The organism is Helicobacter macacae MIT 99-5501, assembly GCF_000507845.1.
GTDB classification, from domain to species: domain Bacteria; phylum Campylobacterota; class Campylobacteria; order Campylobacterales; family Helicobacteraceae; genus Helicobacter_B; species Helicobacter_B macacae.
In genome coordinates this window covers 1,480,607-1,504,917 of record NZ_KI669454.1, presented here as the reverse complement: position 1 = coordinate 1,504,917, position 24,311 = coordinate 1,480,607, and the positions used below count along the sequence as shown (strand labels likewise).

At 40.5% G+C, this 24,311-nt stretch carries 26 protein-coding genes; 18 read left to right on the top strand and 8 right to left on the bottom strand.

The features are described from left to right. Nucleotides 1-42: 42 nt before the first annotated feature. Both rsmI and rpmE read right to left on the bottom strand, forming a co-directional pair. A complete protein-coding gene (gene rsmI / locus HMPREF2086_RS06700) occupies nt 43-987 on the bottom strand; it encodes a 16S rRNA (cytidine(1402)-2'-O)-methyltransferase (protein WP_023928029.1) in 945 nt (314 codons plus the stop codon). 22 nt (nt 988-1,009) lie between these two features. Then, entirely contained in the window at nt 1,010-1,213 is a 204-nt protein-coding gene (gene rpmE, locus HMPREF2086_RS06695) for a 50S ribosomal protein L31 (RefSeq protein ID WP_023928028.1), read from the bottom strand. 400 nt (nt 1,214-1,613) lie between these two features. Between rpmE and HMPREF2086_RS06690 the strand changes: the two genes are divergently transcribed. The 8 genes from HMPREF2086_RS06690 (at nt 1,614) to HMPREF2086_RS11590 (ending at nt 8,940) form a co-directional block, all read left to right on the top strand. Next, entirely contained in the window at nt 1,614-2,678 is a 1,065-nt protein-coding gene (locus tag HMPREF2086_RS06690) for a ribonucleotide-diphosphate reductase subunit beta (RefSeq protein ID WP_023928027.1), read from the top strand. Continuing rightward, nucleotides 2,668-3,399, top strand: coding sequence for a carbon-nitrogen hydrolase family protein (locus tag HMPREF2086_RS06685; RefSeq protein ID WP_023928026.1), 732 nt, complete (start codon nt 2,668-2,670; stop codon nt 3,397-3,399). The genes HMPREF2086_RS06690 and HMPREF2086_RS06685 overlap by 11 nt, the downstream gene beginning before the upstream one ends. Before the next feature lie 35 nt (nt 3,400-3,434). Further along, entirely contained in the window at nt 3,435-4,082 is a 648-nt protein-coding gene (locus HMPREF2086_RS06680) for a protein-L-isoaspartate(D-aspartate) O-methyltransferase (protein ID WP_034561334.1), read from the top strand. Nucleotides 4,083-4,476: 394 nt separating this feature from the next. After that, the gene (locus tag HMPREF2086_RS06675) at nt 4,477-5,247 is read left to right on the top strand and encodes a hypothetical protein (protein WP_023928024.1); all 771 of its coding nucleotides are present in this window, start codon (nt 4,477-4,479) and stop codon (nt 5,245-5,247) included. A 37-nt stretch (nt 5,248-5,284) separates the two neighbouring features. Further along, nucleotides 5,285-6,415, top strand: a complete 1,131-nt coding sequence (locus tag HMPREF2086_RS06670) for a prepilin peptidase (protein ID WP_034560436.1) — start codon at nt 5,285-5,287, stop codon at nt 6,413-6,415. Nucleotides 6,416-6,424: 9 nt separating this feature from the next. After that, nucleotides 6,425-7,441, top strand: a complete 1,017-nt coding sequence (locus HMPREF2086_RS06665; RefSeq protein ID WP_023928022.1) for an LptF/LptG family permease — start codon at nt 6,425-6,427, stop codon at nt 7,439-7,441. A 4-nt stretch (nt 7,442-7,445) separates the two neighbouring features. Further along, nucleotides 7,446-8,222 (top strand): pseudouridine synthase family protein, encoded by a 777-nt coding sequence (locus HMPREF2086_RS06660; RefSeq protein ID WP_023928021.1) that lies wholly within the window; start codon nt 7,446-7,448, stop codon nt 8,220-8,222. Between the two features lie 436 nt (nt 8,223-8,658). Further along, entirely contained in the window at nt 8,659-8,940 is a 282-nt protein-coding gene (locus tag HMPREF2086_RS11590) for a hypothetical protein (RefSeq protein ID WP_148374481.1), read from the top strand. Between the two features lie 81 nt (nt 8,941-9,021). On the opposite strand, the gene HMPREF2086_RS06655 is transcribed toward HMPREF2086_RS11590, so the two are convergent. From HMPREF2086_RS06655 to HMPREF2086_RS12125, 6 genes are all read right to left on the bottom strand, one after another. After that, on the bottom strand, nt 9,022-11,655 hold the full coding sequence (locus tag HMPREF2086_RS06655) for a TonB-dependent receptor domain-containing protein (RefSeq protein ID WP_023928020.1): 2,634 nt from the start codon (nt 11,653-11,655) through the stop codon (nt 9,022-9,024). Between the two features lie 415 nt (nt 11,656-12,070). Beyond that, nucleotides 12,071-13,246 carry an ATP-dependent DNA ligase gene (locus tag HMPREF2086_RS06645; RefSeq protein WP_023928019.1) on the bottom strand — a complete coding sequence of 392 codons (1,176 nt, stop codon included), beginning with the start codon at nt 13,244-13,246 and terminating at the stop codon, nt 12,071-12,073. A 79-nt stretch (nt 13,247-13,325) separates the two neighbouring features. Further along, complete coding sequence (locus HMPREF2086_RS06640) at nt 13,326-14,483, bottom strand: sensor histidine kinase (RefSeq protein ID WP_023928018.1); 1,158 nt, start codon at nt 14,481-14,483, stop codon at nt 13,326-13,328. A gap of 40 nt (nt 14,484-14,523) precedes the next feature. After that, the gene (locus HMPREF2086_RS06635) at nt 14,524-14,910 is read right to left on the bottom strand and encodes a rod-binding protein (RefSeq protein ID WP_023928017.1); all 387 of its coding nucleotides are present in this window, start codon (nt 14,908-14,910) and stop codon (nt 14,524-14,526) included. A 50-nt stretch (nt 14,911-14,960) separates the two neighbouring features. Beyond that, complete coding sequence (locus HMPREF2086_RS06630) at nt 14,961-16,142, bottom strand: flagellar basal body P-ring protein FlgI (protein ID WP_023928016.1); 1,182 nt, start codon at nt 16,140-16,142, stop codon at nt 14,961-14,963. Next, nucleotides 16,090-16,317, bottom strand: coding sequence for a hypothetical protein (locus tag HMPREF2086_RS12125; RefSeq protein ID WP_034560433.1), 228 nt, complete (start codon nt 16,315-16,317; stop codon nt 16,090-16,092). Before HMPREF2086_RS12125 ends, HMPREF2086_RS06630 begins: the two co-directional genes overlap by 53 nt. 156 nt (nt 16,318-16,473) lie before the next feature. Here HMPREF2086_RS12125 and HMPREF2086_RS06620 point away from each other — a divergent pair, with 156 nt between their 5' ends. The 10 genes from HMPREF2086_RS06620 to HMPREF2086_RS11190 all read left to right on the top strand — a co-directional run bounded on the left by HMPREF2086_RS06620 (nt 16,474) and on the right by HMPREF2086_RS11190 (nt 24,285). Beyond that, the gene (locus HMPREF2086_RS06620) at nt 16,474-16,800 is read left to right on the top strand and encodes a c-type cytochrome (RefSeq protein ID WP_023928015.1); all 327 of its coding nucleotides are present in this window, start codon (nt 16,474-16,476) and stop codon (nt 16,798-16,800) included. 497 nt (nt 16,801-17,297) lie between these two features. Continuing rightward, nucleotides 17,298-17,888, top strand: coding sequence for an imidazoleglycerol-phosphate dehydratase HisB (gene hisB, locus HMPREF2086_RS06615; RefSeq protein ID WP_023928014.1), 591 nt, complete (start codon nt 17,298-17,300; stop codon nt 17,886-17,888). A 176-nt stretch (nt 17,889-18,064) separates the two neighbouring features. Next, nucleotides 18,065-18,583: a KdsC family phosphatase gene (locus tag HMPREF2086_RS06610; protein ID WP_023928013.1), complete on the top strand. Its 519-nt coding sequence runs from the start codon at nt 18,065-18,067 to the stop codon at nt 18,581-18,583. 9 nt (nt 18,584-18,592) lie between these two features. Next, nucleotides 18,593-19,315 carry a hypothetical protein gene (locus HMPREF2086_RS10860; protein WP_023928012.1) on the top strand — a complete coding sequence of 241 codons (723 nt, stop codon included), beginning with the start codon at nt 18,593-18,595 and terminating at the stop codon, nt 19,313-19,315. A gap of 76 nt (nt 19,316-19,391) precedes the next feature. After that, nucleotides 19,392-19,931, top strand: coding sequence for a lipopolysaccharide transport periplasmic protein LptA (gene lptA / locus HMPREF2086_RS06600; protein WP_023928011.1), 540 nt, complete (start codon nt 19,392-19,394; stop codon nt 19,929-19,931). Between the two features lie 113 nt (nt 19,932-20,044). After that, nucleotides 20,045-20,884, top strand: coding sequence for a GTP-binding protein (locus HMPREF2086_RS06595; protein ID WP_023928010.1), 840 nt, complete (start codon nt 20,045-20,047; stop codon nt 20,882-20,884). Nucleotides 20,885-21,053: 169 nt separating this feature from the next. Next, on the top strand, nt 21,054-21,554 hold the full coding sequence (locus HMPREF2086_RS06590; RefSeq protein WP_023928009.1) for a hypothetical protein: 501 nt from the start codon (nt 21,054-21,056) through the stop codon (nt 21,552-21,554). Beyond that, nucleotides 21,533-21,682: a hypothetical protein gene (locus HMPREF2086_RS11585; RefSeq protein ID WP_023928008.1), complete on the top strand. Its 150-nt coding sequence runs from the start codon at nt 21,533-21,535 to the stop codon at nt 21,680-21,682. Before HMPREF2086_RS06590 ends, HMPREF2086_RS11585 begins: the two co-directional genes overlap by 22 nt. After that, nucleotides 21,657-23,471, top strand: coding sequence for a penicillin-binding protein 2 (gene mrdA / locus HMPREF2086_RS06585; RefSeq protein ID WP_023928007.1), 1,815 nt, complete (start codon nt 21,657-21,659; stop codon nt 23,469-23,471). Before HMPREF2086_RS11585 ends, mrdA begins: the two co-directional genes overlap by 26 nt. Before the next feature lie 229 nt (nt 23,472-23,700). Continuing rightward, nucleotides 23,701-24,285, top strand: a complete 585-nt coding sequence (locus HMPREF2086_RS11190) for a c-type cytochrome (protein WP_023928006.1) — start codon at nt 23,701-23,703, stop codon at nt 24,283-24,285. Nucleotides 24,286-24,311 lie beyond the last annotated feature (26 nt).

Here is a 24,311-nt window from a genome sequence, read left to right as displayed (position 1 = left end):
ATTTTGTTTGTAGATTTTTAGCTTTTGTTTTTTGCGATTTTTCTAGGTTTTTGTGAGGGAGGCATAAATGGTTTTTGCATCTTTGCCCGTGAGTGTTGATAGTAGCTTAGCTTTTGCTTTGGGGGGAATCTCTAGGGAGATAATGTCGTTCTCATATAGTGTAAGGCAAGGGAGTTTAGCACTGCTAGGCTCTAGGATAAGCACCCATTCGCCTTGCAAGATTTTGCTATCATCATTGCTATTTTTTTTGCCCGCATTGCTTGGGCTAAGTGCGGATAAAATCTCGTTTGCTTTGCCACTAAAGTGTCGCTGATGAAGTTTACTAATCTCTTTTATGGCAAAAATGTGAGTATCTGGCAGGTGTCTATCAATGTCGCACAGGGAATCTAGGATTCTGTGAGGGCTTTCATACCAAATCGTAGGGAGGCTTGATATGGCGCATTCTTGGAGTTTGGCTACGCGCTCCTTGTTTTTGTGTGGCAAAAATCCACCAAATACAAAGCCTTGAGAGGCAAATCCACTAAAGCAAAATGCAGCACTTAGCGCACAGCCACCCACAAGCACATTATAAGGGAGATTGTGCTTTTGTGCGTATTTGACAATTAGTGCGCCCGGGTCGCAAATACTTGGCATACCTGCATCGCTTATGTAGATGACTTCTTGGGAGAAAAAATCAGGCGCAATAGTGGATAGGAAATCTTGCTCATTGTGAGAATGCAAGGAGATAAATTGCTTAGATTTTGGATTTAGAGTTTTTGGATTTTTGGTGGAATCTAGTGGAGTTTTTGGAGAATCGCATTTGCCTGCAAGATTGTCTGTGAATTTACGCTCAAAGTTATTTTCAAATCTATCAAATAGATTTTTAAAAAGGCTTTTGGCTACACGCGTATCCTCACATAGCACGACTTTGGCTGTGGCTAGGTGCTCCAAAGCCCTAATGGTTATGTCTTTTAGATTGCCTAGCGGAGTGGGGATAAGCGTAAGCACAGAAGTGGCGATAGCCTAAGGGCTATTTCATATTGTATTTTTGGCGGAATTTTTCTACTCGTCCTGTGGTGTCAGCGATTTTGTCGCTTCCTGTGTAGAATGGGTGGCAAAAGCTAGAAATATCTATGCGGATTTCTGGTTTGGTGCTTAGCACTTCGATTTGTTTACCACTTGTTACGCAAGTAACTTTGCAAGGGACATATTCTGGGTGGATTCCTTTTTTCATTGCATTGCCTTTATTTAGAGTATAAAAGGCGTGATTTTAGCAAAACTATCATAAAAGAAAGTTTAATTTTTCTGCATTTTTGTGATAAATTTCACATAAAAAATATTTGACAATGAATAGATAATTAACACACAAAAATCCACAAAATTTTTGTGTAATTTTTCTAAAAATGTCTTGGCTTATTATTAGGTTTTAAGTCTTTTGTTGTTATACTTCCAAATTGTTTTTTAAATCTTTGCTGTTGAGAATTTATTGCAAGATTTTCTCGCTAGTTTTTTGTGTTAGCTTCCCTTGCTAGCATTATTTGCTAGCTTCTGCTAGTGCAGAGATTTTGACTAGATTTAGCAGTATTAGATTTTGCCTCATACTTCAATCACACTTCATAAGCAAAGGATAGCCAATGACAAGCAACGACACATTTAAAACAGGCGATACCATAGTCAAACGCAAAAAAATCTACAACCCAAATTCCACCGAAAAAAGCGTAAATGAAAGACGGATTTTTGGAGGTGACCCTACGAGTATTTTTGATTTAAACAAAATCAAATATCAATGGGCATATAATCTATGGAAAACAATGCTTGCAAACACTTGGTTTCCTGAAGAAGTAAATATGAATCCCGATAAAAAAGATTATGAAAGCACGCTTACTCCACAAGAAAAAATCGGCTATGATAGGGCGTTGGCACAACTTATCTTTATGGATTCTTTGCAGACAAACAACCTAATCGACAATGTAAATCCCTACATAACAAGCCCTGAAATCAATCTAATCTTGGTGCGCCAAGCTTATGAGGAGGCTTTGCACTCTCAAAGCTATGCTGTAATGGTAGAGTCTATCAGCGCAAACACCGATGAAATCTATGATATGTGGCGAGTGGATATGCAGCTAAGAAGCAAAAACGACTATATCGCTCAAGTGTATATGGAGCTAGCAAGCAACCCCACAGAGCGAAATGTCCTAAAAGCAATGTTTGCCAATCAGATTTTGGAGGGGATTTATTTTTATAGCGGATTTTGCTATTTTTATACGCTTGCAAGAAGTGGCAAAATGCTAGGAAGCTCGCAGATGATTCGATTTATACAGCGAGATGAGGTTACGCATTTGTATTTGTTTCAGCAGCTTATCAATTCTTTGAGAAAAGAAAGGGCGGATTTGTTTACCCCTAGTCTAGAAGAAGAAGTCATTGAAATGTTTAAAAAAGCCGTAGAGATAGAATCTGCTTGGGGGGATTATATCACTCAAGGGCAGATTTTGGGGCTTACAAGTGATATTATCTCACAATACATAAAATCCCTCGCAGATGAGCGACTAGCAAAAGTTGGGTTTAAGCCAATCTATAATGCTACAAATCCTATCAAGTGGGTTGATAATTTTGCAAAATTTAACGACCAAAAAACAAACTTCTTTGAAGCAAAGGTAACCAACTATCAAAAAGGGAGTGTGAAATTTGATGACTTCTAAGAAAATCTATTCGTTGCAAATCAAAACAAAGCAGGATTTTAGTCAAAATCTACAAGCAATCTTGGAGGTGGCAAAATCTAGTGATGAGGATAGCGTGATACTCACGCCCGAGCTTGCACTAAGTGGGTTTTGCTACCAAAAAATGGACAAAGCAGATGAGTTTAGCAAGATTGCTACTCAAGAGCTACTAGAAGCAAGTCTAGGCGGACGCACGATAATCACTACGATGATAGAAAAGAAAAACCACAAGTTTTATAACAACCTAAAAGTCTTTTGTAATGGCGAGCTTATCCACAAGCAAGCAAAGCACGAGCTATTTTTGCTAGGCGATGAGCATCTGCATTTTGCAAGTGGTGGGCTAAATGAGATGATTCCATTTAAAATCGGCAATATCACTTGTGGTGCGCTTATCTGCTTTGAGCTACGCTTCATTGACTTATGGAAGCGGCTAAGTGGGGTTGAAGTGATTTTTGTGCCAGCTCAATGGGGCAAAGCTAGAAAAGAGCATTTTGAGACGCTTTGCAAAGCCCTAGCCATAGCCAATCAATGCTTTGTCATAGCAAGTGGTGGCGCAAACTTGCAAATGGCAAAATCTAGTGCGATTATCACGCCCTATGGCAAAGTCTATGCCGATGATGAAGCTCAAGTCATCAGCCACACAATCGAGCTAGATGAGGTCGAAAAAATGCGAAAATACATAAATATAAGGCTTACGCAGTGATAGAGAGGCTAGCCCAAATCCGTCAACTAGAATCTATGTGTGATGACATTGCAAAAGCGTTTGCTTCTCAAAATCTAGAGCTAGAATCGTGGGTAAGAGAAGCCCTAATGAGTGTCAATAGAATTGATTTTGTGAGTGATTTTAGCCATTTGGCTTATGAGCTAAATCCTTTGCCAATACAAGGAGCGCAGTTTATCAGCTCGCCTCTCACAGTGGCAAAAATGACGCAATATCTAGGGCAGGGCGATAGCGTGCTAGAAGTGGGACTAGGCAGTGGCTATCAAGCTATGGTGCTTGCAAAGGCCGGATTTCGCCGTGTTTTTAGCATAGAGCGGATTGAGAGGCTTTTGCTCCAAGCACGAGAAAAAATTCGCGCAAGTGGGGTGCTAAATATCAACACGAAGTTTGGCGATGGGCAAAGTGGCTGGGCAGAGTATGCGCCTTATGATAGGATTTTACTCTCTGCGTGCTTAGAGGATAGCGTCCCTAGCGCGCTTATCAAGCAGCTAGAGGAGGGGGGAATCCTGCTAGCACCTATGCTTGAAGAGCGCACCACACCAAGTGGCAAAGTGGAGCAAAGGCAAGTCATCAAGCGATTTTTGAAAAATAGTGGTAGGCTTGTAGATGAGGAGGTGCTAGAAGATTGTCTTTTTGTGCCGATTGTAAAAGGGACGATGCAATAGTAAGCCAACTAAAAGTCAAGCGCAAGCCCCTAGCAACTAAAATCAAGCAAGCCAAATCAAGCAAAATCAAGCCAAGTAAAGTAAAGTAAAGCAAAATCAAGTTTTAGCCATAACAAAATCAAAATCCCAAATTTAGCTAGTGCGAAGTTTTTTACAGAACTTTTTTTGGTAGCCACTTTGATTTGGTATGGTTAATGAGATATGGCATTGTTTTTGTTTGATTTTTGTGGTTTTCTTGCAGTGTTGTGTTTGATTTTGCTTTATTTTGCTTCGCTAAATTTCACTCTACTAATTTTTGCTTTGCTAAAATTTGCCTTACTAGGTTTTGCTTTATTTTGCTTTGATACAATGCTTTATCCTAAAATCTTTTATAAATTTAAGTTAAGGAGTTTGTATGTCGTTTTTGCCTACCCTTTTGATTTCGTGCTTATTGCAAGGTGGTGGAGAGTTTTGCGAGAGAAAGGGAGAGAATGTCCGTTTTGGTGGTGGCGGATTTTACTACACGCATTTATCGCCTAGAGCCGACTCCCCACAAAATATCAATGAAAATGCTGGTGGGTTTATCACTATTCACGGCAGAATCGCACCTGCAAATGGGCAAATTCAGCTTGTGGGGGATTTGAATTTAGGCTTTGGCAAAAGCAATCTAAAAAACGATATGAAAGCGAGCTTTTTACCAAGCGACATAGAGGTGAACGCTACAAACTTCGGCACGCAAATGCGCGTGAAATTTGGCGCAAATACTTACAAAGCCACTTCGCCTATCTATCTAAATGTCCTCTATACACTTGATTCTTACCTTAGCGATATTAGCGGCAAGCGCGGATTTTCTAGAATGCTTCAGTATATAGGAGTAGAAGTAGAGGGCAGAGTCCCGCTTAGTCGCAAAATCCGCTTAGAATATGGGGTGGGCTATGATGTGGTAGTAAATGGATATTATGGATTTAGCGCAGATAAGGACAAAAAAGATTCTACCATAAGCGCGTATAGCTACGCACTTGGTGGGTATGTCGGGTTTTCTTATCGTATATTGAAGCGATTTCACTATTATATGCGGACAAATCTGCGATATGAATCGCTTGGGAAGTCAAGCCCCATAAACGCGTGGCACTATCCTAAAAGCGATAATTTTTTGGCTGGGGTAGAGATTGGGTTTGGATTTTAGATTTTTTAGATTTTGTGTGGATTTAGGTAGGTTTTAGGTGGAGAGTTTTTATGTGATTTTGGGTGGCGGGCTTGTATTTTTGCTTGTGTATTATCTCACAAAACAAATGTTTGCAAGACAAATGTTTGATAACTCGCTAGATGAGTATATATATGAGAGTGCAAATACTTCAAAATCTATCCAAAAATCTAACAAAAAATACCACGCAAGAAGTTATGCAAACACTTGCGCAAAATCTCGCACAAATTCTCTCATAGATTTTTTCACAAACTCTCGCATAAAATCCAAAAACAAAAAATATAAAAAATTTTTCAAATCCCCTAGCAAAATCTCAAAAATCTTAATAACTTTTTTGTCTAAAAATCATCGCCGTTTTTTCTTGGCATTTTTTGCAGGGTGTTTGTTTGTGGTGTTTGGCAAGTTGGATTTTTATCCCTATATTTTTTCTTACAAAGAGATTTTTGATTCTTATTTGTTTTATTTGCAAGATTTTGTGCCATATCGTTATGAGATTTTTGGCAGTGGTTTTGGTAATATTGGTTTTAGCGAGTGGCAAAGTGGCTTTGGCGATGATTTGATTAGGATTCTAGCTTTTGTGTATGTTTGTGCGTTGTTCGGGTTTATGTTTGTGCTTTGTGCTTTTGATTGCAAGTATTTAGCTGTGCTTGATTGGCACAATGTCGTGTTTTTGGCATTTTGTCTTTGCAAAGTGTTTTTTATGTCGCATAGTTTTTATGGCTTGTTTTATGACTTTGTCCAAGTGCTACTTCACGCGCTGTGTGCTGCTGGGCTACTATCTCTTGCATTATTACTTGGCAAAGTCCTTTTAAGGGGCAAAGAGATTTTGGGCGAGGGGGATATTATTTTTTGCGCTGGCTTTGGTGGGTTATTTGGATTTACATTTTTGATTGGTAGTATTTTTTGGGGCTGTGTGTTGGCTAGCGTTGCATTTATTTGTGCTAAGATTTCACTTGGACTAATCGCTAAAAACTACCCAAAACACACAAAATCCAAAAAATCAGCAAAATCAAAAAGCGATTTTTTAGGCGCACTTGGCCTGCATAAGTTTTTGGATTCTAAAAAATCTTTGGAGTTTTTTAGCCGCATACCGCTTATCCCTTTTGTCGTGCTAGGCGGCATAGCAAAAGGTATCTATCTAGCAATGTAAGGCACAAAAATGATGAAACGCTACCTTTTTTATGCTGTGGGACAGATTTTTATGCCGTTTTTTTTGGTGCTATTTTTTGTGGCTTCTATCGTGCTACTTATCTCACTCTCTGCTGCTACACAGGCGATAAAAATCAACATTTTTGACTTGTTGCAGCTTTTTTCTTATGCGATTCCAAATGCGATTTTTTTTGTTATCCCTATTACATTTTTTTGTGCGTGTGTGCTTGGGCTATCAAGGCTTTCTTATGATTATGAATTGCTAGTGTTTTTCTCGCTTGGGATTTCCCCGCGCAAGATTTTGCGCTCATTTGTGTGGATAAGCGGATTTGTAAGCGTTGTGCTACTTGTGTTTTCGCTAGCACTTATCCCTATCACGCGCTCGGCATACACTAGCTTTGCCAATCAAAAAAAAGCCGAAGTCAATATCAACATAAAAGCGGGCGAATTTGGGCAAAGGCTTGGGGATTGGCTCGTGTATGCAGATGAAGCAAACAATCGACATTATAAAGGCTTGGTGCTTTTTTCTAGCGCGATAGAAAATAACGAAATCTTTATCACAGCAAAAGAGGGGGAGCTTACCAACGAAGATGGCGTATTTAGCCTGCTACTTTCTAGCGGGAGTGCTTATTTTGCTAAGCCTGATGAGGTGCAAAAAGCATATTTTGCCAAAATGAGGCTAAACTCCAAAACCGAAGACATAAGCCTTAGCTCCTATGATTTGATAGAGTATTGGAGCAGTGCTTTTGAGGGAAATAGCTCGCAAGCAAGGCGGTTTGCCCAAGCGGTGCTTGCTTCGCTTTTTCCTATCGCTAGTGTGTTTTTAGTAGTGCTTTTTGGCGTGGCAAATCCAAGATTTCAAAGAAATCTTAGCTATGTGTATTTGCTTGTGAGTGTAGCGGGGTATTTTGTGGCTATGTATGTTTTGAGCCAAAACGCACCACTTATAGGGACTATTGCGTTACCTTTGGTGTGGCTTGTGGGCTCTTATGTGCTGTATCGGAGATTTATTTTTAGGCGATATTAGGCTAATGCAAACGCTACAAAAGCAAAATCTGCAAAAAACTTTCGCGCTAAAAATCGCGTATAACGGCGGTGCGTTTAGTGGATTTGCCCCACAAAAATCACGCAATATCATAAGCGTGAGCGAAAAAATAGGCGAGGCACTGCAAAGTATAGGCATAGATTCTAGTGTGCTTGGAGCTGGGCGCACTGATAAAGGTGTGCATTCGCTAGGAATGGTTGTGCGGTTTTACGCGCCTAGCTTTTGGGAAGAATCTAAGCTAGCAAAAATCCTAGCTCCCAAAATCTACCCTCATATCAAAATCCGCTCTTTAAAGGAAGTGGATTTTAGTTTTTGCCCGATAAAAGACGCCAAAAAACGCGCGTATTTGTATCTTTTCTCCCCACATTTTCAAAGCCCATTTCTTGCACCATTTGTCGCACTAGAGCGGGTAGGGCAGGTAGATAAGCTACAAAAATGCTTACACGCATTTGTAGGGACGCATAATTTTGCACTATTTAGAAAATCAAACTCAAGTGCCAAAACAACCACACGCACGATTTATGCGACTAGGCTAAAGAGAATTTGCCTATCTAAGTGGGGTGGCAATGAGTGCTTTGGAATCTATATTGAGGGAGATGGATTTTTGCGCGCACAGGTGCGGCTGATGATAGGGGCTAGCCTAGCAGTATCAAGGGGGGAAGTGGACTTTGGCGATTTTCTCTCCCAACTACGCGGGGAAAAACCTGCTTGGCGAGAGCCTGTGAGTGCAAATGGGCTATATTTCGCCAAAGTATGGTATTAGGAGTTTGTAGCTTTAGATTTTTGTTAAGTTGTTTTTATTTATTATCTTGTCATATTGAGGTTTCGCAAGAAACCGAAATATCTCTACTTGATTTTGCTTTGGATACTTCGAGCTACGCCCTTAAGTATGACAAATGTTTTTATAATATGATAAAAACAACTAGGCTTGTGTAAAATCTTTTTAAGCTTTCCCAAATGATAAAATTCTAGCGGAGGGTGTTTTTGCGACTTTAAAGCCCCCCTCCCTTAGAGTAACCGTGTTTGACTTTTTAAAAACCCCCTCCCTTAGCACGAGGGGGTTTGGGGGTGGGTGTTTTTTTGCGTGAGTAAAAACGCGGAAAAATTCGTCATTACTAAAGAAACTTCGCTTCGCCTTGTTTTACTAAAGAAGCCAAAGGCTTTCTAAAGAAACTGCACTACGCTTGTTTTGCGAGGCAGTGGCTAAAAGCCACAACGAAGCAGTCCGCCACTCCCGTCATTGCTGGAATTTGACTTGTCAGATTCGTGGCAATCCACCCTCAATCGTCATTGCGAGAGAATCCACAAGGATTCTCGTGGCAATCTATTCTTTTTCTCTATCTTTTTTTTTCTTTAGATTGCCACGCAAGTCTTGCGACTTGCTCGCAATGACGAAAAAGAACCCACCCCCTTTGTCCCCCTCCGCAGAGGGAGGGGGAAATAGATTGCTTTGCGCAAATCTACGATTCGCCTCGCAATGACAATGAGCGTATAGATTGCCACAATTCTATGCTGTTGCAATCGCAATAAATCCACGATTCGTGTCAATAATTTTTACGAATCTAAAAATCATATCTCAATGTCAGCCAATAGTTTCGGCTAGGTAGGATTCGTTGATATTGATTCGTGTAGTTTTGATTGCTGCTAAACAAAATAGGCTCCCAAAAATTCGTATTTAGCAGGTTATTTACCGCAAATGTCGCACCAAGCCCATTTGAAAACTTATAGCTAAGAGACAAATCTAAGATTTGATAGTTTTTGTAGTATTTGCCGATAGCCCCACGCACAAGGTTGTTTCCTGCGGTGCTATTATTTGGTGCGGGAGTTGGCGTAGGCGTTTGAAATTTCCCACTCCAGCGCAAAAATGCCTCAAATCCGCCAATTTTGTAGCTGGGCTTTATCACAAAGCTATGTCGTGGGATAAGGTTTAGCGGTTCGCCTTTGTAGTATTCGGCATTTGCCGACCCTTGTGAAGCTGCGCTCAAAATCTTTGTGTAGGCAAATGAATAGCTCATATCAAGCCCAATTCCATAATAAATCGGCTTTAGCTTAAAACTCGCCTCCGCGCCTGTGATGAGTGATTTATCCACATTTCGCACAATCGAGCAAGTGCTATCATTTGTGCAGGTTGCGTCAGTGTATGGTTGCGTAGAGATTTTATCACGGAAATCTGTGTAATATCCCGTTAGCGTTAGATTCACAGCCTCAAAGTCCAAAATCCCGCTTAGCTCGTAATTCCAGCTCTTTTCAGGCTGAATATTTTTATTGCCAAGCACACCTGCATTTGCAGAAGTCATATTCCACCCATCATAGAGATAGCTTAGCTGTGGGGCTAATACACCGCTTGAGATTCCAGCTTTAAATGTGAGATAATTTGTGGGATTGACATTGAGATAAAAGCGCGGATTTGGCACGGCTAGAGAGTTAAATTTATTACTATAATTTATGCGCAAACCCAAAGTGGTGCTTATATATTCATTTATCAAATATTCTGCTTCGCCAAAAAGTGCTACTTGGTGCATATCCATTTTAGTGCCATTTGACTTGCGCCATAGATTTTCATATAGGTAATAAACCCCACCATTAAAGATTATCGCACCAGCCCAGCCTAAATCAAAGCTATTGTTGTAAGTGCTTTGAAATACCACATCTTGGTTTATACTTGCTGCGCCCCAATTCACCCCAGCACCTTTACTAGCACCCACTGCTACACTTGCGCTAGTGCTTGGTGTGCTAGTATTTGCCGTATATCCATAGTGTGAAGCCCACAAAGTGGCAGAATACTGCACATAAGTGTTGATTTTACCCCAATCATAATTCGCATCGTGGTTTAGCACGGAATTGATTTTATAAAAATCGCGGATTCCTGTGATTTGATTGCGCGAAGTATTTAGCGAACCTACACGAGCGAAATAAGCCTCCGCGTCAAAATAAAGGCTATTGTGCGGTTCGGGTGTGTAGTTTAGCCTAAGTCCAGCATTCCAATTTGTAAATCCCGTAGCGGAATGCGTGGCGTAAGGATTAGTGTATGGATTCGTCCCACCTCCACTTCCGCCGTTTGTGCCGTTTAATCCTGCAGGTTTTAGAAAGGTATTTTGCTCTCCTATCTTATATCCACCGCGCAAATTAAGTGAGAGCATATTTTTAAGTAAAGGCGTGGTTACATAGCCATTTGCGCCATAGATATTGCCAAAGACATTGGGATTTTCGCTAAATTTTGCGTCAAGTTGCATACCGCTTTGTGTTTTATCCGTATGCTTTTTTGTGATAATGTTGATAACGCCGCCCATCGCGTCAGAGCCATAAATCGTGCTTGCAGGACCGCGAATCACTTCGATTCGCTCTATCATACTAAGCGGTGGGATATTTGCATTTAGTGCCTCGCCAAAACCATTAGAGCTAAAGCCCTGCGCGACATTTTGGCGTTTGCCATCAATCAAAATAAGCGTATAAGCAGAGCTAAGCCCACGCATTGAAATTTTGTTAAACCCTGTCTTATCACTCTCCACATACACGCCGGGCACATCTTGCACCGCTTCGCCAATATCACGCACTGGGCGCGTGAGAATCTCTTCTTTTGGGATAATGCTAACTGAAGCGGGAGCGTTTTTTATGTCTTGCTCATAGCCACTCGCACTTACTACTACTCTATCAAGCTGCTTTGCTTGGAGGTCGTCATATTTGCTTTCGTGTTTTATTAGTTTGTTGTAGCGTTTGGATTTTTTGTCATATTGATTTGTTTGTATATTTTGGGTGGAATCTATTGTGGAATCTTGTGAAGTGGTTTGTGGATTTTGCAGAGAATCTATGAGGGAATCTTGGGAGGAGTTTGCTTGATAATCGCTTTGGTTTGTAGAGATAGGATTTTGGGTGGAGTTTTGTGAAGTGGTTTGAGGATTTTGCGAGGTGGTTTGAGTGGAATGCTCTTTGGTGCTATTTTTTTCTAAGACATTTTGTGTTGTATTTTGTGCTGCCCCCCCCCCCTGTAAGTTAATCTCATTTGGGTTGGCATTTAGAACGCTAGATAGGCTTAGAAAAGCTATGGCTGATAGAGCGATATTTTGCTTAAAGGTTGCTTGTGTAAGTGGCTTGCGTGAGTGGATTTGATTTTTAAGTAGATTGCTAAGTGGCTGTATAGGCAAATGTGGAGGGAGGCTTGCAAGTGTGCTTGCAGATAGTTTGCGCGGAGTTTGCATTTGGTGTCCTTTTTGATTAGATTGCCCTAGTGGGCTAAAAAACGAACGCGATAATAATGCAAAAACTCTTAAAAAAATCTTAATTTTTTACAAAATGGTAATTATTTCTAAAAGTTATCAAAAAGAAAGGCATAATGAGAATGGATACTCTCAAAAATAAAGCATAAATGGGAATTTAATGGGCTAGGTATTTTAGATTTTACTATCGCGATGATAAAGAGAAGTAGCAAAAAACAATGATAAAAATGATAAAAAATGATGATAGAAAAAGTGCTCTATCAAAGTGGGCTTTGCTATGTTTATTTGCACTTATTTGCATTTTGATACACTTGGTTAGATTTTATTTGACTATGCTTGTTTGTAAATTTACAATGAAGTGGTGGCTAGAAAGTGGGGTGAGGACGATTTGGGCTATTTAAGGTGAGTAGACTCTAAGAAAAACGGGGAATCTTGGTAGCCCATTTTTGGTAAGCCCGTAGTATTTGTAGGTAATGATTGTGCCGATTGGTGGAGGGGCTGCTCTGTCTTTGTCGCTAAAGCCGCTACCGATTTTGAAGCGGATTTTGCGCAAATGTGTGGGGAATGTAAGCGGTGCAGGCTGTGTGGAATCCGCATTTTTCGCGCTTTTTGTGGTGGCAAAATCTAGTGGCAGGCTTTCGCAAGTAAGTGAGCCTAGCGCGTGAGAAAACTTGCCCTTGCCTTGATTGTGTGCTACTACTACGCATTCGGTGTCGCTGTATGATTTTAGCTTCATTGCATTTGTCGTGCGAAATCTCTCATAAGGTGCGCTATTTTTGCGGATAACAAGTCCTTCGCCACCGAGCTTTTCAACCTCTTTTAGCTTTTTTTGCAGGGCTTCTTGGCTAGGCACACTCTCTTGGGGGATAATATGCAAGATAGGATTTTTACTCGCTTTTGCGCTATCTAAATCCGCGCTATTTTTGGCTTTTGTGGTTTTTGCTTGACTTGCTTTGTTTGTCTTGTTTGCACGATTTTCTATCCAACTCTCTAGCAGGGCTAGTCTCTCTAAAAGTGTGTAGGATTTCGCACTAGATTCTGCGCTTGAATCCGCGCTAGATTTAGCACTATTTTTAGCATTTAATTTTTGATTTGCTTGGGGAACATCAAAGATGAAATACCCCACCTTGCTCCACTCCTCGCACTTGCATTTCTCGCATTGACTATCGCCCTTGCTTACTATGCTTAGCACTTCCTCAAACTTCCCTCTAGCGATGAAAAGCTCGCCATCAAGGGCAAAATCTGGCAGATTTTCTACCCAGCATTTTGGTGGGCTAAAGGCTTTGCCACTTCTGCTTTTTAGGACTACTCCGTCCCATAGTGCTCGCACGCCATCGAGCTTTTCACTTACTACATATCCTTGAAGCGAGCCATTTTCTAGTAGCTTTTTATCAAAGTTGCTAAGCGCGAAGACTTGCGTGGATTTGTCAAAATCCTCGCTAAAATCCGCACTAGAATTTATGCCAAAATTTTCGCTAAAATCCCCGCTAGAATTTTCATTAGAGTAGCAAAAGCCAAAAAGCACCAAAAATAGCGCAAAGAGTGCAAAGAAGCTAATATTTTTTATACGCATAATGCCTGCCAAAACCTAAATTTATACCTTAAACTATTTTGCTTGTAAAACTTGCTTGCAAAATCTCGCCCATAAAATTTTATGCCCGCTTTATCCGCACGATAAATAGCTTTTGGTTTGCATTTAGCGTGATAGTGCCTTGATGAGATTCTATGATTTGCTTTGAGAGGGCTAGCCCTAAGCCATTTCCCTTTAGCTTGGTGCTGACAAATGGCTCAAAAAGCGCGACTTCATCAAACCCCTCATCAAAGGGCTTGCCATTATCTTGTATGCTAAAGATAAGCTCCTCGCCATCTAGCTGTGCTTTTAGAGTGATTTTCCCTCTTTGTGCTTCCCCCTCCTCAATCGCATCAATGGCATTAAAAAGGAAATTTTGCAACGCAATAAAGAGCAAATCTTTGTCAAAAAGCGCGACTTTATCGACAAAGTCAAACTCAAAATCTATATCCTTGCTAAAGCTATAATACGCAAGTGTATCACGCAATTCATCACGCAAAGAGGAGATTTTGTTGGGCGAGCGATTTGCGCTTATGCCTTTGGAAAAAAGTAGCGTGGCTTTGATGATTCGCTCTACGCGAAAAATGCTTTTTTGAAGCTCGCTAATGAGGGGTTTTTGCTCCTGTGTGGCACGCTTAGCAAGGGTAGAGATAAGCAGTGAGATAGAGCCTATGGGGTTGCGTATCTCGTGTGCTAGGTGGGCAGAGATTTGCCCCATAGAAGCAAGCCTATCTTGTCGCTTTTGGCTTGTGATGTCTGTGGCGGTGATTAGGGTGTTCCACTGCGTCTCATCGGTGTCATTGGCTTTGACATAGTTTGTTTGTATAAGGTAGATTTTGTTTTGGTAGGTGATTTCTTCTTGGGTGGATTTTGGCGCGGATTTTTTGCTTTGTAAGTCTTTGTGGTGTTTTAGTGATTCTAGCTTATCTAAAATCACACTTAAATCTTTGGCTAACTTGTTTTGATAAAAAAAACTTCCATTTGGATTATACACCCATATCGCTTCTGGGAGTGTCTCGATAAGTCGCTCATAGAGGGCTTTTGCGTCTTTGACTTCTTTTTCGTAGCTGTATGAAATGCGGATAAATTCCTCTAGCAATGCTTTGATATTTTGGGGATTGTCTTTTAGGAAATCATTTGGCAAGATTTCGTTTGGCAGAATCTCATTAGGCAAAATCTCGTTTGGCAGATTTTCACTTGAGATTTTTTTACCTGCGGGGTTTGTGGTGTTTTTTGGCATTTATAGACTTTGTTTGCTAGATTTGGCAAGATTTATGACTTTAGGCTTTGCCTTGCTCTTTTAGCCAATCATACAATGCTTTTGAATACCCAAAACTACCTGATAGCTGCTCGGATAATGATTCTTTATACATACTATGATAAATGTCTGTGCCGGGCTGCTTTGGGAAAAGTGGGTCTTCTAGCTTTAGCGCGTTATCAAGCATAAATTTTAGCAAAATCGCTTCAAACGCATCGGTTTGCTCTTTTAGTGCGGCATCCTCTTTGCTTTGAGCGTTTTGGCTCTTTTGGGTGGGATTGTCTTTTAGTGCGTTTGCTTGGTGGTGAAGCGTAGACTTGCCTTGTGCTTTGCTACTTAGGCTAGATTCTAGGCTTTGGATTTTTAGTGCTTGGTATTGGTTTAGGGCATTTGTGCTATCGATTTTCATTTGGACACTCCTTTGCTTTGCTAAATATTTTCTACTTGCATAATTTCTATCTAAATAACCTCTATGGGGGTTGCGATTGCGCCACTTTGTCGCATAGCTTCTAGGATAGAAATCATATTTTTTGGGCTAGCTCCCATTTTTTGCAGTGCTTTGACTACGGTTGATATAGTCGTGGACTTTTCGCTCGCACTTATCGTGCCAGCCCCCTCATCAAAGCTACTTGTAGCATCTAGTTGCTCTAGATTTTCGCCCTCTAGTGGCTCGTTTGTGATTTTTAGCGTGATATTTCCGCTAGTAACGACAACAGGACGCACAGGAATATCTATGCCCGCTACGATTGTGCCAGATTTTTCATCAATGATGATTTTGTTTGCTTGGGAGTAGTCGATTTGCACTTCTTGGATAAGCGCGACAAATTCCACAGGCGTTATGTCTTGGGGTTTGCTTACCTTTATGGTGCGAGAATCAATCGCTAATGCTGTTTGCTCGCCAAAGATTTTGTTTAGGGATTCTTGGATTTTCACGGCATTTTGGAAATTGCTAGATTTTAGGCTTAGTGTGATATTATCTTGGCTAAAGAGATTGTAAGGGACTTCACGCTCTACGACTGCACCTTGCGCGACTTGTGCGCTTAAGAGGTTGCTTGAAGTTCCTGTGGTTACGCCCCCTTGTGCTACGGCGTAGATATTGCCATCTACCGCGCTAAGTGGCGTCATTACCAAAATCCCAGATTCTAGTGATTTGGCATCGCCTATGGAGGAGATTTTGACATCTAGCTTGTCGCCTTGTCTTGCAAATGGTGGTAAATCCGCCGTTACAAGCACGGCAGCGACATTTTTTGATTTGATAGATTCTGCATCGACTTTGACATTTACGCTCTCAAGCATATTTGCGATAGATTGCATTGTGAAGCGTGAGCTTGTTTTATCCCCCGTGCCATTTAGCCCGATGACAAGTCCATAGCCGATTAGTTGGTTGTTGCGCACGCCTACGACATTGGCTATTTCGCCGATTTTTTCGGCTTTTGCAGGGGTAAGCACACCGATTGCTACGCTACCTAGTAGCACTGCTACGATTACTCTAGCTCCGTAGCCACATATTATATTTTTGAATGTTTTTTTTAGATTTGGGCTAGATTTTGGCTGCTTGGCACTAAAACTAGCAGTGCTACTCCCCCAGCTAGCATAAAAATCCCAGCTTTTGAAAAAGTCCTTTGTCTGCTTTGCTCGCATAGATTCTCCTTAATTGCGCGTGTAAAATGTGCTTTTGGCGATTTGGTATGGCTTTGATTGAAGCAAAAGAGATTCCATTTTTGTGATTTTTGGCAATTTCTTGGCAATTTGGTTGATAGAGATTTTGCGTTGTTTTTATTTTGTGCGTTACTTCTTTGTATAGTGCTTTTGGCATAGTTTTGGGTGGTGTGTCGCGCTACTTTTGTATGGCATTTTTGCGTTTTGTAACTTTATCTCATTTCTGTTGGCTTTTTGGGAATATAATATGCTTGCTTTAGTGAGATTTACCCCAAAATCGCCTAAAGAAATCACAACAACCAAAGGAGAGAAAATGGAGAACTCACTTCAAAAAGTGCTTGCACTAGGTGCTTTATCGCTAGGGGTGGTGGTTATCACAAATGCAGCTGACCCAGCCACTATCATTAAGCAAAGATGTCAGTCCTGCCACGGACCAAAAATGGAGAAACAAGCACTTGGCAAAAGTAAAATCACAAACACGCTCACGCCAGAGCAAATCAAAACTTCACTTCTAGGCTACAAAGCAAAGACGCTAAATACATTTGGGCTAGGCGCGACTATGTGGGGACAAGCAGCCTCCCTTAGCGCAGAGGACATAGACGCACTATCTAAGTATATCCCAACGCTTAAAGGCAAGTAAAATTGCTTTAAGCTGTATGAAGCGTATTTAAGGGGGATTTGAGGAAATAGAGAGGGCGGGCGTTGTCTAGCTTGCCTTTTCTCAAAAAGCGCGTAGAATCCCTGATAGAGAAGCCAAAATCACTAATATGGCTGGTTTTGAGCTAGATTTTGTGTGATTTTACGCCACAAATACTTCACTAAATAGCTTAAAAAATGCTTACTAAATAACTCTTTTTTGCTAAAACCCCACTTCTACATTGCAAACAATTACAAAGAAATGCTACAATTTGACTTTTATTTGACTTTTTTCTAAAGATTTTGTGCTTAGATTGCAAAATCTAGCAAAATCAAAGGTTTTTATTAAAACTTTTGAAAAATATTTGCAAATTTTTAAGGCAATACACTTTACATTTTGCTTTTTGCTTTCCATATTTAAGACGTGGAAAAGATTAAAGAATCAAAAAAAAGCAAAAACTTCAGCAAAAATCACTTTACAAAAACTTTTTAAGGACTTAGATGAAAGCGCAAAACACCCTTACTCGCAACACCAAAGAAACGCAAATCAACGCAAAGCTAGACATTTATGGCAGTGGAAAATCCAAAATCCACACAAGCATAGGATTTTTTGACCATATGCTAGAGGCGTTTGCCAAGCACGCGCTTTTTGACTTAGAGCTAGAATGCAAGGGCGATGTGGAGGTGGATTTTCATCATAGTGTGGAGGACTGCGGGATAGTCATCGGCAAACTTTTGGCACAAAGTATCTATCCCGTGCAAAATATCGAGCGATTTGGCAATGGAGCGGTGGCGATGGACGAGGCGTGCGCGGAGTGTGATTTAGACATTAGCAATCGAGCATTTTTGGTGTTTGATACAAGTGCCTGTGAGTATCGTGGCAAGATTTTGGATTTTGACATTGAGCTAGTGGAGGAGTGGCTTCGCGCCGTGTGCTTTAATGCAAACATAACGGTGCATATCTCTATAAAGCGAGGCAAAAACTTGCACCATATTACAGAAGCGGTGTTTAAATCCTTTGCGCTTGCGCTTCGCAGGGCATTATCAAAAAATCCGCGCGTAGAGATTCCAAGCACAAAGGGTTGTTTGTAGTTATTATTTAAGTTGCGAAATATTTGTGAATCTAAGATTTGCAAATCCTTGCAAATAAAAGATTTTGTGCGAATCAAAATCTAGTTTTTTAAGCTAGCGATTTTGTAGCCACTTCGCGCCAAAAATTTCACACCAAAATCTAGCACAGAAATAATCCCACCAAACAAAGGATATTTATGATTAAACTACTTCTTATCGATGTCGATGGCACACTCACAGATGGCAAAATCACGCTTATAGAAAATCCGCAGACAAACTCCATAATGGAATCAAAAAGTTTCAACATAAAAGACGGACTAGGAATCGTGGCGTGGCTAAAGATGGGTAAAGAAGTCGCCCTTATCTCTGGGAGAGAATCCCCTAGCACGCGTGCTAGAGCAGAGGAGCTAGGCATTACGCGGGTGTTTTTGGGCGTGGAGGACAAAGCAAGCACAGCACGCAAAATAATGTCTGGACTAGAGGTGCAAAAAAACGAAGTTGCCTGCATAGGCGATGATGTCAATGACTTGGCGATGTTTTCTCAAAGTGGCTTGCGCTTCGCACCTGCAGATGCAAATATGCAGATAAAAAAACACGCTGATATAGTGCTAAATTCTCGTGGTGGAGAGGGTGCAGTAAGAGAGATGATAGACTTTATCATCTCGCGTGATGAAAAAGAGCAAGCAGAATTTTTAGCCCTATATCACAAAATCTAAGAATCTAGTATGAATCGGTTTTTGGCATATATTTATATCAAGTTTGCTAGAGAGCTACAACTACGCAAAAGAGAGGAAATCTACCTAGCAGGGCAATATGAGGAGGGCACTCTTAGCTCAAAAGAGATTGCGCGGTTTTTTACTCTAAAGGCTACTAATATTGTCGTTTCGTATTTTTCGCCCTCTTTTTTGGTGCATTGGTTTTTTTGGGTGCTGCTTGTGGCTATGCTTGTGTTTATCAAAATTTCAGCCAAAGATACGCAAGAGATTCTAAAAAAGCGCGAGCAAATGCCAATCATTGAGCTAGAATACTACCAAATCTATGACGCGGATAAGGACTACATTAAGTCAAGTTTGCAAGGGCAAAGGGCATTGCGATTTGCTGAATATGAGGTAGGGTATGAAACCATAGTGTCAAACAAAAGCGACAAAAAAGCGCAATCTATTTCCTACATATATGGCGAGGAAGTAAGGCACGTGGATAATGAATATGCGTTTAACAAAGGTGGAGTGTATGCAAAAGATAGTGGGGAGAGCTTTTGGAGTGAGAAGGGAGTCTATGATACAAAAAATGGTGTTTTTCGTGGAGTAGGGAGATTTTGGGCGGTGTCTTTGAGCGGGGATTTGGAGGGGGAAAATATCCTCTACAAACAAAAAGAAGGCACAATGAGTGCGCAAAATGTCCAAGCAAAAATCTATCTAGACACAAACAATAAAAAAACCAAAGAATGAGGGCTTTAGGTAAAGGCACAAGGCAAGAAAGGCAAAAAAAGGTAGGAAAGGTAAAAGAGTAAGGAAAATAAAAGAGATGAAAATATTTGGCAGTATTTGTAGTGTTTTTGTGGATTGTCGTGTTTGGCTTGGCTTTTGGCTACGACTTTATTTGCTTGTGGGGATTTTTGCGCTTTGTAGTGTTGCTTGGGGTGATGAGCTACTTATCGATGCTAAGCAGGTATTTGCCGATGAGAAGCGGGGTATAACAAGTGCGGAGGGAAGCGTGCATATCACAAAGGAGCGCGATACGCTAAATGCTGATAAAGTCAATGTCTATATGAGCAAAGAGCGCAAACCATTTAAATTTGAAGCGATTGGCAATGTGGATTTTCATATTTTCACTGAAGATGGGCGAGAGCTAAAAGGAAAGAGCGATACGCTTATCTATCTAATCGAGCAAAGCGAATATCAGCTTATCGGCAGAGCAGAAGCACGCGAGATTGGCAAGCCAAACTATCTAAAGGGCGAGAGAATCATATTTAATAATAAAGAGAATTTCGCAAATGTTCAAAGCGAGGGCGATGCCCCTGTGCGCGTGATAATTGATTTGAACGACATACAACAAAAAAAGTGAGATTTTGTGGTGGCGAGATTTTGGACTTTTGCACTCTAAAGAAGTCTGCCTCCAAAATCTTAGGCACAAAGAGCACACATAGAGGACACAATAGGATATAAGAGGATAGATTGATGATACGCACGCGCTTTAGTAAGTTTATAACCTCTGCAAGTAGCACAAAAAATGCTCCTCCACCTTTGTATAGCGAGGTGGTTTTTTTGGGTCGTAGTAATGTCGGCAAAAGCACGCTAATCAATGAAATCCTAGAATCAAATCTCGCCAAAAGCTCTTCAACCCCCGGCAAAACAAAACTTATCAATTTTTTTACTACGCAGTGGGTTAGGGAGTGTGATAGAGTGCAGGCAAAATCAAGCACAGAGCAAAAAGCAGATTTTATAAAATCAAGCGCGAAATTAGGTGTGGATTTTGCAAAAACAGATGCAAAATCAAGCGTGGAATCAGGAGCAAAATCTAGTGCTGATTTTGGCTGTGAATCTAGTGTAAATTTTAGTGAAAAATCTAGCATAGAATCTAGCGTGGATTCTCCTAAAGTGCTTGAGTTTTGCCTAATAGATTTGCCCGGTATTGGCTATGCAAAAGTATCCAAAACCGAGCTAAAACAATGGCAGCAAAATCTATGGCGATTTATAAATGAGCGAAAAAGTATCAAACTTTTTTTGCATTTGATTGATTCTAGGCATACAGATTTGGCGATAGATTTTGCCCTAAAAAATAGTATCCTTTCACTGCTAAATGCCGACCAGCAGTATTTGCAAGTTTTTACCAAAGCGGACAAACTAAGCAAGAATGATTTGGCAAAATTGCACCAAAAAAATAGCCAAAATAACGCTATAATTATGGCTTATAACGACAAAATACCAAAAAAATATGGTGGCAAAGAGGCGTTGAGAGAGGCGATATTTGATGGGGTTTTGGGGATTTGTGCTTCGTCTAAAGAAATGCGGACTTAGAAATCTCGCCAAAAAACTTCGCTTAAAAAAAACAAAATCTAAAAATTTGCCACGCTTTATCTACCAAAAGTTTAAGCCTATTTACAAACCGTCTTAAATCTTTGCTTAAGGGATTATTTCAAAGCCCCTTGCAAAAATATTTTACAAAACTACTAAAAAGAGTCATAAAATGCAGCTTCTATCCCAGCCAACTCCTGACAAAAGTTTCAAAAAAATAGCTCTAGCTACACTTGCTTGCATAGCGTTTTTTCTTTGGACTTTGCTTGGAAGTATATTTTTGTTTTTGCCTCCTATGATTGGGGTGCTTTTTATTCTTTTTATGGAGTTTTATTCCAAAAAAAACACCACTGCAGTGGTTACAATCGTGCTTTGCCTCATCATCTATGAGAGTGAAAAGCAGCTTCCACTTGGGACTTTGCCTATCGTGTTTGTGGTGGTAAATTACCTCATTGTCGAGCGATTTAATATCATTTTTGGACATAATGCACTTTTTGTTTTTTGGTATATCATCGCGGTTTATGGTGTGTATTTTTTGGCACTTTATATCATCAAAATGTTTGGTGCGGGGGTAAATTTTTCTCTAAGTGCGATTTTTATCTATTATTTCATCATAGAATCATCTCTTATGCTTATCTATGAGCAGATAAAATGGAAGCGCAAAAAATGGTAGCCAAAATCCCAAAATCCAAAGCCCTAAAATATAGGCACAAAAATCCACACACACAATACACCCACGCATTCATACACGCATATTTACTTAAAAAGGCAAAGAATGAAAAATATCCCCCTACCTTTTAGAATCACTTTTATCGTTTTTGGCTTAGTGTGGATTTTGCTTATTTTGAAACTATCTATCATATCGATTGTGAGGTATGACCACTATGCTGAAGTGGCTAGGCGCAATATGTTTAAGCAAGAAGTGCTAGTGCCTGCACGCGGACTTATACTTGATAGGCAGGGCGAGCCTTTGGCGGTAAATGACTTATTTTTTGGCGTGTTTTTGAAGCCACTTTTGAGAGAAGATGAGCTACAAAGCGCAATCAAAAAAATCGCAGAAAATCTGCAAGGTGTGGATATTGAAACTTTGGCAGAAACTTATAATAAGCAAAATTCTGCTTATAACCACGAGCCTATAAAAGTCATTGATTATGTGAGCTATGATGAAATGCAAGCTGTGTATGCCTTGCTAAATCAGCAAGAAAATATTTCTGTCAAGCCTATTTTTAAGAGATATTATCCAAATAGAGAGCTTGCTTCGCATATCATAGGCTATGTGGGCGCAGCAGATAAAAACGATGTCTTTTTAGACCCCATAAGCAAGCACACAGGAATCATCGGCAAGGAGGGCATAGAGCGACAATACAATACGGTTTTGCAAGGGCAGCTAGGCTCTCGCTCCAGCATTGTAAATGCCTTTAACCAAAAAGTATCCAAAGCCGAAGAGACGCTTCCGCAAGTGCAAAACGACATTACGCTTACTATTGATGCGAGGCTACAAAGGGCTATTGATGAGGAGTATGGGTTTGGCGAGAAAAATGGCTCTGCAATCGTAATGGATGTGCATAGTGGCGAGATTTTGGCTGCGGGGAGCTATCCCGAATATGATTTAAATGATTTTGTAGGTGGCATAAGCTCTATAAAGTGGAACGCACTAAGAGATAATCCACACAAGCCACTTATCAATCGCTTTATAAACGGGCAATATCCACCGGGCTCTGTCATCAAAATGGGCATTGCAATGTCGATTTTGGAATATGGAAATGTCGATGAAAATACCAAAATCGCTACACCATATTCTATAACGATTGGGAATCATCATTTTCGCGATTGGAAAGCTGGCGGACACGGAAGTGCAGATACTTTCAAGGCGATAAGAGAATCTGTGGATGTGTATTTTTATAAACTATCTCAAGTCGTAGGCATAGAGCGAATGGGGCAAGTGCTTGCTCAAATGGGATTTGGACAAAAAAGTGGACTAGATTTCCCGGGCGAATCTAGTGGGATTTTGCCAACTCCGTATTGGAAAGCGCAGCGACACGGCGCAGCGTGGTATGCTGGGGATACGGTGCAGACTTCTATCGGGCAGGGATATTTCCTTACTACGCCTATGCAGATTGTGAGATATACCGCGCTTATCGCTTCTGGCAAGCTACCTACACCACATTTTATCAAGCAGCAAAACGCCAATCAGCAAAGCGCGGCAAATATTACCTTTGAGTCAAAAGATGTGCTAAATGATTTTCAAAAAGGAAAACTATGGGTGCTACAAAAAGGAATGGTAGAAGCCTGCAATGTCCCCGGTGGCACGGGCTATATGCGCTTGCTAGCAGCAAAAGCAAAAATAGGCTGCAAAACGGGCACTGCCCAAGTAACAGCTATCGCTCAAGATGTAAAGACACGGATAAAAGAGAGTGAGCTAGATTATTTTAGACGCTCTCACGGCTGGATGACGGGATTTGTCCCTGCAGAAAATCCAAAATATGCAGTAACGATTCTAGTAGAGCACGGACAAAGCGGTGGGAATGCTGGTCCTATAATGGTTCGTATCGTAAATGAATTGCTAAAGCTAGGCTATATTAGTCGCTAGATTTTGGTGTAAAAATTTGGCATAAGATTTTGATATAAGTTTTTGCATATTTTATCCATTTATAAACTTTAAATATGTAGAATCTCTCTAGTAAATTTTTAAGTCAATTTAAGTCCCAAAGCTAGAGAAATTAGAAAAAAAGATGAAAAAAATAGCAAGGCAAAATCACAAAATCAAATAGCCAAAATGCACAACGCACATTAGGCAAAACACATTTAGGAGAGTATAAATGAAAACCGCCACTTTAGTCGCTTCTACTGCGATTTACAAAGCTATTAGCGCAGCCCAAAAAATTGCTACCAAAAACAAAATATCTTATGCTAGGTTTTGCACTAGATTTTGTTTGGCATTAGGTGTTTTTTGCTTATTTGCGAGTTTGTTTTTTAGCCAAGCTTTAGCGCAAAGTTTGGCAGACAGAGCGACAAAAATCTCTACAAATGCTTATGCAAGCACTTCATCAAAATCCACCCAAAAACGCTTTTTGTGGGAGGATTTACCCGATTTTTTAGCACAAGATTCTACGCAAAGTTCTACTAAAGATTTGCAGCATTTCGCACAAAGCCCCTCATCAAAGACTTACAAAAAATGTGCTGCTTGCCACGGAAATGACGGCAAAAAGTCCGCGCCCGGTGCGCGTGGGGATATAACTATCGCAGGGCTTCCACGATACAAAATCATCGGCGACTTGCAAGCCTACAAACGCCAAGTAGGCAACAAAGGCGGGACAAAAGCTATTATGCAGGAGCAAGCAAAAAGTCTAAGCCAAAATGACATACAAGCCTTAGCAGAATATATTTCAAAACTCCCTAAATAATTGATTTTGCCAATAAATCCTGCTAA